The sequence below is a fragment of the Afipia birgiae 34632 genome, from assembly GCF_000308295.2.
GTDB classification, from domain to species: domain Bacteria; phylum Pseudomonadota; class Alphaproteobacteria; order Rhizobiales; family Xanthobacteraceae; genus Afipia; species Afipia birgiae.
This window is the reverse complement of the sequence record NZ_HG326652.1, coordinates 1,602,993-1,613,883: the sequence shown is the minus strand read 5'-3', so window position 1 is coordinate 1,613,883 and position 10,891 is coordinate 1,602,993. Positions and strand designations below refer to the sequence as shown.

Annotated in this window: 8 protein-coding genes and 1 pseudogene; 4 read left to right on the top strand and 5 right to left on the bottom strand. The window is 61.5% G+C overall.

Translation table 11 applies throughout. The features are described 5' to 3' along the window. Positions 1-365: 365 nt before the first annotated feature. A complete protein-coding gene (locus tag BN32_RS07745) occupies positions 366-2,735 on the bottom strand; it encodes a xanthine dehydrogenase family protein molybdopterin-binding subunit (RefSeq protein ID WP_040426125.1) in 2,370 nt (789 codons plus the stop codon). 205 nt (positions 2,736-2,940) lie between these two features. Between BN32_RS07745 and BN32_RS07740 the strand changes: the two genes are divergently transcribed. Together BN32_RS07740 and BN32_RS07735 are read left to right on the top strand one after the other, a co-directional pair. Next, positions 2,941-4,008, top strand: coding sequence for a Ppx/GppA phosphatase family protein (locus BN32_RS07740; RefSeq protein WP_019197579.1), 1,068 nt, complete (start codon positions 2,941-2,943; stop codon positions 4,006-4,008). Positions 4,009-4,095: 87 nt separating this feature from the next. Then, positions 4,096-4,791, top strand: a complete 696-nt coding sequence (locus tag BN32_RS07735; RefSeq protein WP_019197578.1) for an RlmE family RNA methyltransferase — start codon at positions 4,096-4,098, stop codon at positions 4,789-4,791. Positions 4,792-5,006: 215 nt separating this feature from the next. Here BN32_RS07735 and BN32_RS07730 read toward each other — a convergent pair whose 3' ends face one another. The 4 genes and pseudogenes from BN32_RS07730 to BN32_RS07720 all read right to left on the bottom strand — a co-directional run bounded on the left by BN32_RS07730 (position 5,007) and on the right by BN32_RS07720 (position 8,558). Continuing rightward, positions 5,007-6,485: a DHA2 family efflux MFS transporter permease subunit gene (locus tag BN32_RS07730; RefSeq protein ID WP_019197577.1), complete on the bottom strand. Its 1,479-nt coding sequence runs from the start codon at positions 6,483-6,485 to the stop codon at positions 5,007-5,009. A gap of 208 nt (positions 6,486-6,693) precedes the next feature. After that, a complete protein-coding gene (locus BN32_RS07725) occupies positions 6,694-7,872 on the bottom strand; it encodes an MFS transporter (RefSeq protein ID WP_040425562.1) in 1,179 nt (392 codons plus the stop codon). Beyond that, positions 7,865-8,211: pseudogene (locus BN32_RS27610) on the bottom strand (aquaporin family protein); the annotation flags it as partial. The pseudogene BN32_RS27610 and the gene BN32_RS07725, both read right to left, overlap by 8 nt. Then, positions 8,208-8,558: an ArsR/SmtB family transcription factor gene (locus tag BN32_RS07720; protein WP_019197575.1), complete on the bottom strand. Its 351-nt coding sequence runs from the start codon at positions 8,556-8,558 to the stop codon at positions 8,208-8,210. The pseudogene BN32_RS27610 and the gene BN32_RS07720, both read right to left, overlap by 4 nt. 124 nt (positions 8,559-8,682) lie before the next feature. On the opposite strand from BN32_RS07720, the gene BN32_RS26060 reads away from it, so the two are divergent. Further along, positions 8,683-8,847 carry a helix-turn-helix domain-containing protein gene (locus BN32_RS26060; protein ID WP_082773591.1) on the top strand — a complete coding sequence of 55 codons (165 nt, stop codon included), beginning with the start codon at positions 8,683-8,685 and terminating at the stop codon, positions 8,845-8,847. A gap of 391 nt (positions 8,848-9,238) precedes the next feature. Then, positions 9,239-10,735: an IMP dehydrogenase gene (gene guaB / locus BN32_RS07715; RefSeq protein WP_019197574.1), complete on the top strand. Its 1,497-nt coding sequence runs from the start codon at positions 9,239-9,241 to the stop codon at positions 10,733-10,735. Positions 10,736-10,891 lie beyond the last annotated feature (156 nt).

Sequence of the window (10,891 nt, the reverse complement as noted above, 5' to 3'; positions counted from 1 at the left end):
ACAGGACAATGAAGAATATATTCCTAGATCGCGGCATGTCAAGGAGAGATCGGAAATCTCGACACGTCGTCCCGGCAAATGCCGGGACCCACACTCCCTGAGATATCGATTTGAGGGAGACGCCGGAGCGATCGTCTCGCTGTCACCATGACGTTTGGTGGTTATGGGTCCCGGCGTTCGCCGGGACGACACCGAGAGTCTGTAGCCCCGATTGCGCTGCGCCCCATCCGAACTGCGCGCGCTTCCATTGTCCGCCGTTATTCCGGGGCACGCGACTTCGCGCGAACCCGGAATCCACAGCCACCAACCAGATTCCGGCAGCCCGGAATGACGAGCAGGACAAACTGGATTGCTTCGCTGCGCTCTCAGGCCGTCTTCGCCTTGCGGCCATCCTGAATCGCGCGCCAGACCTTTTCGGATGTGAGAGGCATCTCGATCTGCGTCACGCCTTCATCGGACAGCGCATCGAGCACGGCATTGACGATGGTGACGAGGCTTCCGGCGCAGCCGGCTTCGCCGCAGCCCTTGGTGCCGAGCGGATTCGACGTCGCGGGCGAGGGGTGACTGTCCAGCGTCATCGACGGAATATCGCCGGCGCGGGGCAGCGCGTAATCCATGAACGAACCCGTCACCGGCTGGCCGTTGTCGTCGTAGGTGACGCATTCCATCAACGCCTGTCCGATGCCCTGCGCGACGCCGCCGTGAATTTGGCCAGCGACGATCATCGGATTGACCACGGTGCCGAAATCGTTGACGCCGCTGTAGCTGACGATCCGCACGACGCCGGTGTCAGGGTCGACTTCGACTTCCGCAACGTGGCAGCCGTTGGGAAACGTCGAGGGGATGCCCTGTGTAGTGTGATCGACGTCGAGCGAGGCGGGCGCGCCCTCGGGCATTTTCGAGTCCCGCAGTTTTGCCGCCAGTTCCATGATGCCGATACCGCGGTCAGTGCCGGCAATGGTGAAATGCCCGTTGGCAAACTCGATGTCACCTTCGGAGGCTTCAAGCATATGCGCCGCCGCCTGCTTGCCCTTTTCGATGACCAGCTTCGAGGCCTCCACGATGGCGGTGCCGCTTGCGGTGATCGAGCGCGAACCGCCGGTGCCATTGCCGGCGCGAACGATGTCGGTGTCACCCTGTGTCAGTTTCACAGCGTCGAACGGAACGCCAAGATGCGTCGCCAGGACCTGTGCGTAGGGCGTCGCATGGCCCTGACCGTAGTCGAGCGTTCCGGTGATCAGCCGCACCGATCCATCAATTTCGAAGACGATCTTGCCGAGTTCGGCGCTGGGCGGCGCGGTGATTTCGAGATAGGAGCCGACCGCGATGCCGCGCAGCTTGCCGCGCTTGCGGCTTTCCTTCTTTCGCTTGGCAAAGCCTGCGAGGTCGGCCTGTTCGACGGCTTTGTTGAAGACGCCGGGAAAATCGCCGCTGTCGTAGGTCAGGCCATTCGCTGCGGCGAAGGGAATATGCGCAGGCTTGATGAAGTTGCGCTTGCGCAGCGCCAGGCGGTCGATACCCATTTCATCGGCGGCGCGATCGATCAGCCGCTCCATGAAATAGTTGGCCTCCGGGCGGCCCGCACCGCGATAGGCGCCCATCAGCGTGGTGTTGGTCAGCACGCACTTGATGTCGACACCGATCAGCGGCGTGCGATAGACGCTGTTGATGTTCTTGGCGATGTTGAGCGACAGCGGGAGCGGCGCGACGCCGGTGATGTAGGCGCCGAGATTGCCATAGCCGCGCACGCGCACGCCGAGAAACGCGCCGTCCGCGGCGAGCGCGAGTTCGCAACGCACGTCCTGCGCGCGGCCGTGGTTGTCGGACAGGAAGCTGGTCGAGCGCTCGTCGGTCCATTTCACCGCGCGGCCGAGTTCGCGCGCCGCGTGCAGGATGCAAATATATTCCGGATAGTTGGTGTTCTTCATGCCGAACGATCCGCCGACGTTGCGGGTGCGCAGATGGACCTTGTCATTCGGGACGTTCAGCGTTTTCGCCAGCGACAGGCGGTTGCCTAACACGCCTTGGGTCGGCGCCTCGATGGTGAAGCGCCGGGTCTTCTTGTCGTAGCTCGCCAGTCCCGCGCGCGGCTCCATCGCGACCACCGCGAGACGGGTGTTGACGATATCGAGGCGCGTGACATGCGCGGCGTTTGCAAACGCGGCATCGAGGGCCGCATCGTCGCCGGAATGATAATCGAGGACGACGTTGCCGGGGATGTGGTCATAAAGCAGCGGCGCGCCGGGCTTCGCAGAATCCTCCGCGCTCGTGACCGAGGGCAGCGGTTCGATGTCGACGGCGACCGCTTCACCCGCATCACGAGCCTGCGCCAGCGTTTCAGCCACGACGAACGCAACCGGATCGCCGACGAAACGGACCTTGTCGGTCATCAGCGGCAGACGGTTGGTTTGGAGCAGCGGAGAACCGTCACGGTTCTTCAAAGGGAGGCCGACGCTGAAGGGCGTGTATCCGGCAAGATCCTTGCCGGTCCACACACCGAGCACGCCGGGCATCGCGCGCGCGGCCTCAACGTCGATGTCCTTGATGATGCCGTGAGCGTGGCTGCTGCGGACGATCCAGGCATAAGCCTGGCCCGGCAGGTTAATGTCGTCGGTGTAAGTTCCCTTGCCCCGCACCAGGGTGTCGTCTTCCTTGCGCCGGACAGGCTGTCCGACGCCGAATTTTTGCAGTGCGATATCGTTTTCGGAAGTAACGCCGAGTGGATGATCGAGCATGAAGAATCCGCTGAAATCCCGGCCCAAGCGGCAGAAAACCGCGCTTTGACCTGATGTGTGGGCTGCATATTAAACTTAAGACGTCTGAATCGCAGTCACAATGCGTGATTGAGTATGCTTCGGTTGCGCCACGCACGTACGCTGTTAGACTTTGTTTGAACAGAGTTGCCGCGGCGCAGGGCTGACGCTGCAGGGATGGAATTGCATGACTGAGGACGTGCGGCTGCACGATGGTTCCGGACCGTCTGTCAGCCCGCTAGCAGCGACGGCCGAGGAGGCGCACGGACGCGGGGAGCCCCGCGTTCACGGTGCGGCCTATGCCGCGCTCGATCTCGGAACCAACAACTGCCGGCTGCTGATCGCGCGGGTCTCGCACGACGGATTCCGCGTGATCGACTCGTTTTCACGCATCATCCGGCTCGGTGAGGGCATCTCGACATCGGGCCGCATCAGCGATGCCGCGATCTCGCGTGCGGTCGGCGCGCTCGGCGTGTGCGGCGACAAGATTCGCGCCAAAGGCGCGAAACGGTTGCGCACGATTGCGACCGAGGCGTGCCGTGCGGCCGACAATGCCGATGCATTTCTCGATCTGATCGAACGCGAGACCGGCATCAAGCTTGAGGTCATCGATCGCGAAACCGAGTCGACATTGGCCGTAATCGGCTGCTCACCGCTACTCGACGCCCGTGCGAAGGGCGCGATCCTGTTCGACATCGGCGGCGGCTCAACGGAAGTGGTGCGGATCGAGCGTCCGGCTGGCAGCCCGCACGCTGCGCCGGCCAAAGGACCGTGGATCTCGTTGCCGCTGGGGGTGGTCACTCTGGCAGAGCGGTTCGGCGGAATGCATGTGACGCGCGAGTCCTACGGCACGATGGTCGATGAGGTCGCGGACCACCTTGCGCCGTTCGCGGCACAACACGGTCACGATTTGTCCGGCATGCATCTGCTCGGAACGTCCGGAACCGTGACGACGGTGGCCGGCATTCACCTTGGTCTGTCGCACTACGACCGGCGACGGGTGGACGGTCTGTGGATGAACGATGCCGACATGGACCGCGCCATCGCGCGACTGCTCGGCATGACCTATCAGGACCGCGCGCGAAACGCCTGTATCGGGGCCGAGCGGGCCGATCTCGTGCTCGCCGGATGCGCCATTCTCGATGCCATCCGCAAGGCATTTCCGCTGCCGCGTCTGCGGGTTGCGGACCGTGGCCTGCGTGAGGGCATGCTGGTTGAGATGATGCGGGCCGACGGCGCGATCGCGTCCTTCTGACGTCCGTTCAGATATCGTGACGGCACCGCGAAAACGTCGTAAGGGGTGCACGAGTGCGCGCCTTTGCGCGGCTGGAAGGCAATTCCTATGGCGAAAGACACCACCGGGCGACTGCATGTGACGGTGAAGTCCGGCGGCAAGCGCAAGCTGTCGTCGAAACTCTGGCTGGAACGTCAGCTCAACGATCCTTACGTCATGCAGGCCAAGCGCGACGGATTCCGCTCGCGCGCGGCTTACAAGTTGCGCGAGATCGACGACAAGCAACGCTTTCTCAAGCAGGGACAGGTCGTGGTCGATCTCGGCGCCGCACCCGGCGGATGGAGCCAGATCGCAGCGAAGCGCGTCGGCGCGCTGGAGGGTCGGGGCAAGGTCGTTGCCATCGACCTTCTGGAGATGCCGGAACTGCCCGGTGTGATCTTCGCGCAAATGGACTTTCTCGACGATCGCGCGCCCGAGAAGCTGCGGGCGATGATCGGCGGCGGCGCGGACGTGGTGATGTCGGACATGGCGGCGAATACCACGGGGCATCGGAAGACCGACCAGTTACGCATCATCGGTCTGGTCGAAAGCGCGGCGGCGTTCGCCTGCGAAATTCTCAATCCGGGCGGCACGTTTCTGGCGAAAGTCTTTCAGAGCGGCGCGGAAGCGGATTTGCTGGCGCAGCTCAAGCGCGATTTCACCACGGTGAAGCACGTCAAGCCCGCCGCCAGCCGGCAGGATTCATCCGAGCGATATGTGATGGCGCTTGGGTTTCGGGGAGATAATACGCGAACGGAAGCGTAATCTCTCCACCGGTCGTCCCCGCCAACGGGTCCGGCTTCGCCGGCCCGATGACAGGCTCCGGCGGGCACCCATACTCCCTGTTTTCGATTTGTGGGAGATGCTGAAGCGATCTTTCTGTGTTCACCGCGACATTCGGTGGTTATGGGTCCCCGCCTTCGCGGGGACGGTCGTGTGTGCTTCAATATTCCGCCTTCCCGGCCATGACAGCATAGAAATCACCCCAGTTTCTGGTCGCGCGCGTCGTGGGTGGACTCTGCGGCGGCGGCTTCGGCGGCTTGCGGGCTTTCCACTACCGGAACCCGGTGTCCGGAGATTTCGTGACCCGCATCCTCCGGCAATTTCCAGAAGGACCAGGCCGACAATGCCGACAGCACGGCGACGATCAAAAACGCCGGCCAGAAGTCGTTCGCGCTGAGTTCCGTGGAATGGTTCGCGGCCATCGTCGCCTCGACGGCAAATGCACCGACCGCGACGCCTGCCGAGATCGCAAGCTGCTGGTTGACGCTGACCAGCGTCGTCGCGCGGCTCATTTCTCCGGGCGAGACTTCCGCATAGGCCAGCGTATTGATCGCGGTGAACTGCAGCGAGCGGAAGAAGCCGCCGACAACCAGAATGATCATGATCAACAGCAACGGTGTCGCCGGTGTGAACAGTGCGCAGGCGGCGAGAAAAAACGAACTCACGACCGCGTTGATGACCATGATGTTGCGGAAGCCGAAGGTGCGGATGATCCGCGCCGCCAGCGCCTTCATGCCCAGTGCTCCGACTGCGGAGGCAAACGTTACGAGCCCCGACTTGAATGGCGAGAGGCCAAACCCGACCTGCATCAGCAGCGGCAACAGGAACGGCAGTGCGCCGATGCCGAGGCGATACATGAAACCGCCGGTCAGGCTGGCGCGCAATGTCGGATGCTTGATCAGCGTAAAATCCAGCACCGGCGAGGCGGTGCGTTTGGCGTGCCAAAGGTAGAAACCCATCGCGATGCCGCCGCCGACGATCAGCGCTGTTACGACTTCCCACGACAACAAGCCAAGCCCGGCAACCGACAGGCCAAACGCGAGACCGGCCACGCCCAGTCCCGCGAGAACCAGCCCGACAACATCGAAGCGTTCGGGATTCTCGCTCTTGATCGGGTCGATGTATTTCAGCGCGAGCCAGATGCCGAGCAGCCCGATCGGAATGTTGATCAGGAAGATCCAGTGCCATGAGAAGTAGGTGGTGATGAATCCGCCAAGCGGAGGCCCGATCACCGGACCGATCAGCGCGGGCATGGTGACCCACGCCATCGCGTTGACCAGCGCGCTCTTGTCGATGGAACGCAGCAGCACGAGCCGCCCGACCGGCGTCATCATCGCGCCCCCGATGCCCTGGATGATGCGCGCGATCACGAAATGTGTGATCGATGTGGACAAGGCGCAGCCGATGGAGCCGACAATGAACACGCCGATGGCGACGCTGAACACGGCGCGCGCGCCGAAGCGGTCGGCGGTCCAGCCGCTCGCCGGAATGAACACCGCAAGCGACAGCAGGTAGGATGTGATCGCGAGTTTCAGCGTCAGGGGACTGGTGCCGATGTCCGCGGCGATGGCCGGCAGCGACGTCGCGATCACCGTGGAGTCCATGTTTTCCATGAACAGCGCACAGGCGACGATCAGCGGAATTAAGCGCTCTCTATTCAATGCTTTAGCCGGCATGCCCACATAACATACTCGCTCCTATCAGCATGTTTTGGCACCAATCGGCACACAAATGCGGGCAAAATCCATGCACAATCCAGGGAGCAAGGTCGCCTTTTCAAGAGAGGGACGGGGTACGTCCAAACTGCATGGCTGAAAACCGCAGCGCCGAGTTGCCGACCCCTCACCGCAAACCTTAAAAGTAAGTCCCGCGTGCCTGTCAGCTTTAGGCTGAAGATTGGCTTGAGACGGGTTTTGTTGAAAATAGCATCAGCGCGACAAATGCTGAGAGTGAGATCGCGCTGGTTATCCAAAGCACGTGGATGCCGAAATGCTCGATAGCAAGGCCAAGTGTCAGCGGCGCAGCTGCGCCAGTGATACGCGCAGGCATGGCGAGCAGGCCAACACGCCGTCCGTAGCCGGCTGGACCGAAGACAGCGAGAGGCAGTGTCCCGCGAGCAATCGTTAGAACGCCATTGCCAGCGCCATACAGCACGGCAAATACCGGCGCGACAACCGGACCGCCAAAAGCAACCAAAACTGCGCCAAGAGGATGGGCCAGCGTAGCTATTCTCGTGGACGTTACGGGGTGAAGCTTCTTCAACAGGCTCGCCTCGACGATGCGCGCGGCAACCTGCGCCGGGCCAACCAATGTTGCCGACAGCAATGCAACCGCAGGGGTGGCACCGAGTTCGATGAGGAGTAACGGCAGCAATGCCGACAGCCCGACACTGATCAAACCCGTAGCGGCGAATACATACCCTATAAGCACCATGGCGCGCAGCTCCGTCGCCTTCGTGTGGACAGGGCTATCATCGGCGATCGCTTCGACATGCGCCGTTTTCGTAAAGCGCGGCAGCCAAAGATTCAGTGGCAGCGCGAGCACAATATGCACGCAGGCCCACGAGAAGCAGGCAACGCGCCAGCCATAATGGGATTCAATAACGGTTGTAAGCGGCCATCCTACCGTGCTCGCGAAGCCAGCAATGATGGTGATGCCGGTAATTGCTGAACGTGCCTGTGAACCGTAGTACCGCGTCAAGGTTGCGAACGCGGCTTCGTAGAGACCGAGCCCCATACCGACGCCGAGCAGCGCCCACGCCAGCACCAATAGCAGCGGCCCGTGCGATAAGCCGAGAACTAGCAGGCCCAGAGCAAACAAGACATTGGAGATGCACAGCAGTTCGCGGCCTCCAACCCTGTCAATCGCGCCGCCAACCCGGGGCCCAAGCAGGCCCGCGATGATAAGCGCGCCGGTTAATGCTGCGTAGATGTAGCTTGAAGGCACATCTAGCTCAGTCGCTATTGGTCGAGCCAGAATTGCAGGTAGATAATAGGTCGATGCCCAAGCGATTGTCTGTGTGAGGCCTAGTGGCAAGATGACGGCGAGCTTTTGCTTATCCATCGAAGGTTGCTGCGTTGAGGAGCCAGTTTGCCAACATGAGCGCGACAACAGCGCCGATTATCCCGGCGGTGACAAAACCCGGAAGGTCGAGAGGTCGAATACCTGCAAAGGTATTTGTCAGGCTCCGCGCGACTGCTGGGTTTGCAAACGAGGTTGATGCTGTGAACCAGTAAGCAGCAACCATGTAGAGGCTAACGAGCCACGGCAATGCAGTACGCCGAAAGCGAAGGCTGCCCAAAATTGTTAGCATTCTAATGCGGCCACGGCTTCCGCGAGCCATTGCGCGTGGCCTGTGCGCACCTTTAGGGAAAGCGCTAGCAGTGGGAGGTCGAACATCAGGTCGCGCTTGTTGCATCGGCAGGGCAGCACGGGGCTGTGAGCGGTGGCGCGCAAATGGCGGGATGACCCGAGCAGCAGTCCTGCATCAGAAAGCGGATGAGGTCGCCGATACCGACATAGGCAGCGGCGTAGATAATGGAACGAGCTTCACGGCGCTGAGTGACGAGGCCCGCGCGTTCGAGTTCTTTCAAATGAAAGGACACGTTCGAGGCGGACACGCCGACAGCGTTTGCAATGTCGCCAGCCGCGCGACCGTCAGGCCCGGCTCGCACCAGCACGCGCAGAATGCGCAGGCGGGTTTCTTGAGCAAGCGCCCCAAATCCCAACACTGCTTGGCTCTCAAACATATTTTGATAGTCCTATAAATATCAAAATAGAAACTACAGGCCGTGGCCGTTGCTGACAATCCCTGGCCGAACTAAATGCGCGGAGTCTGCTCGAAGCATCCGGCTAAGCCGCTGTTGTTCATCTATGAAGGCCGCGCAGTTCGTCCAAGCGAAGGCGCGGAGTGGCTACACTGGACGCAAGCCATCCATAGATCGTGCGAAAGTTCTTGAGTTGCACGCTACAGGACTTGGCCCAACAGAGATTGCGGACGAACTACAGATCGGCCGAGTATCGGTTTATCGCTCCTGAAGCGCCTCTGTGTGGAAAAGACCGCTGTTAGAGGGCCTTTTGCAGGTGTCCCATGCGTAAAAACCGCTGATTTCAGCGCGAAATGCTTTGAAACGTCATCCGAGTGTCCTGAATCCGAAGTTCGCTTCATTTTGCAGCGCCTTCCGTAGCGAACTTCGGATTCAAAGGGGCACTAGAAGCTATGATTCTCGTGTGGTTTCCGTTCGCAAGTCCGCAAATGGAGGTGCTGTGGAATGATGATGCGGACTTGCGAACGACCACACGAGCATGCTATCGACCACCGCCAACCCTACCGATGGGCTTCGATTCGAGCGACGCATAAGCGGTCGCCCAATCCCGCTCATCCAGAGGTGATGTCGCAGCGACAGCGTTGCGTGAAACGGAGTTGGCAATGGCAAACAGGCAGTTGGTTCAGGGTATTCGCGAAGCTTTCACATTCGACGATGTGTTGCTGAAGCCAGGCCTGTCCGACATCCTGCCGTCCGATGCCGACGTCCGCACCTTCCTGACGCGCGCGATCCCGCTCAATATTCCGATTATCGCCTCCGCGATGGATACCGTCACCGAGGCCGGCATGGCGATTGCCATGGCGCAGGCCGGTGGCATCGGCGTGCTTCACCGGAACTTCGACCCTGAAGGTCAGGCAGCGCAGGTCCGCCAGGTCAAGAAATACGAATCCGGCATGGTGGTGAACCCGCTGACCATCGGCCCCGATGCCAAGCTGGTCGATGCGCTGACGCTGATGAAGGATCACGGCATCTCCGGCGTTCCGGTCGTCACCGGCGGAGGGCCGGGCAAGCCCGGCAAGCTGGTCGGCATTCTCACCAACCGCGATGTCCGCTTCGCGACCGATCCGGAGCAGAAGGTCTCGGAGTTGATGACGCACCAGAACCTCATCACGGTGAGGGAAGGCGTCAGTCAGACCGAAGCCAAGAAGATGCTGCATCAAAACCGCATCGAAAAGCTGCTGGTGGTGGACGATCAGTATCGCTGCGTCGGCCTTATCACCGTGAAGGACATGGAAAAGGCGGTGGCCTATCCGCTCGCCTCGAAGGATGCACAGGGACGGCTGCGCGTTGCTGCCGCGACAACAGTCGGCGAGGGCGGTTTCGAGCGTACCGAAAGACTGATCGACGCAGGTGTCGATGTGATTGTCGTCGATACCGCACATGGTCATTCCATGCGCGTGCTGGAGGCGGTCACCCGCATCAAGCGGCTGTCGAATGCAGTCCAGGTCATCGCCGGTAACGTTGCGACCACCGAGGGAACGCAGGCGCTGATCGATTCAGGCGCGGATGCGATCAAGGTCGGCATCGGTCCGGGCTCGATCTGCACCACGCGCATCGTCGCCGGCGTCGGCGTGCCGCAGTTGACCGCGATCATGGATGCGGTCGAGGCCGCGAAGAAGTCGAGCATTCCGGTGATCGCCGACGGCGGCATCAAGTATTCCGGTGATCTTGCCAAGGCGCTTGCCGCCGGCGCGGATGTCGCGATGGTCGGCTCGCTGCTGGCGGGCACCGATGAGACGCCCGGCGAGGTGTTCCTGTGGCAGGGCCGTTCCTACAAGGCCTATCGCGGCATGGGGTCGGTCGGCGCGATGGCGCGCGGCTCGGCTGATCGCTACTTCCAGCAGGATATCAAGGACACGCTCAAGCTCGTGCCGGAAGGCATCGAAGGGCAGGTGCCTTACAAGGGACCGGTCGCCAACGTTCTGCATCAGTTGGCCGGTGGTCTCCGCGCGGCGATGGGCTATGTCGGCGCGAAGAACCTCGAGGACTTCCACGCCAAGGCGGAATTCGTGCGGATCACCGGCGCGGGCCTGCGCGAAAGCCACGTGCACGATGTGACCATTACCCGCGAAAGCCCGAATTACCCGGGCGGTGGCTAGACACCTTCGTCCAATTTCGGCCCCAACGGGCTGTCAAAACACGCTACGATTGCGCGGTATTTATCTTAAACTTCGCGCAATGCGGCCTGCACGCGCAGTTCGTGCGCGTTTGAGGCGCATCCCAAGTTCATTGAACCGGCAGCGAACCCGGCCACA

Excerpts from the sequence above, each read along its gene's own strand:
- guaB (WP_019197574.1), top strand. The coding sequence starts at position 9,239 with ATGGCAAACAGGCAGTTGGTTCAGGGTATTCGCGAAGCTTTCACATTC.
- BN32_RS07725 (WP_040425562.1), bottom strand. The coding sequence starts at position 7,872 with ATGGATAAGCAAAAGCTCGCCGTCATCTTGCCACTAGGCCTCACACAG.
- BN32_RS07720 (WP_019197575.1), bottom strand. The coding sequence starts at position 8,558 with ATGTTTGAGAGCCAAGCAGTGTTGGGATTTGGGGCGCTTGCTCAAGAA.
- BN32_RS07740 (WP_019197579.1), top strand. The coding sequence starts at position 2,941 with ATGACTGAGGACGTGCGGCTGCACGATGGTTCCGGACCGTCTGTCAGC.
- BN32_RS26060 (WP_082773591.1), top strand. The coding sequence starts at position 8,683 with ATGAAGGCCGCGCAGTTCGTCCAAGCGAAGGCGCGGAGTGGCTACACT.
- BN32_RS07735 (WP_019197578.1), top strand. The coding sequence starts at position 4,096 with ATGGCGAAAGACACCACCGGGCGACTGCATGTGACGGTGAAGTCCGGC.
- BN32_RS07745 (WP_040426125.1), bottom strand. The coding sequence starts at position 2,735 with ATGCTCGATCATCCACTCGGCGTTACTTCCGAAAACGATATCGCACTG.
- BN32_RS07730 (WP_019197577.1), bottom strand. The coding sequence starts at position 6,485 with ATGCCGGCTAAAGCATTGAATAGAGAGCGCTTAATTCCGCTGATCGTC.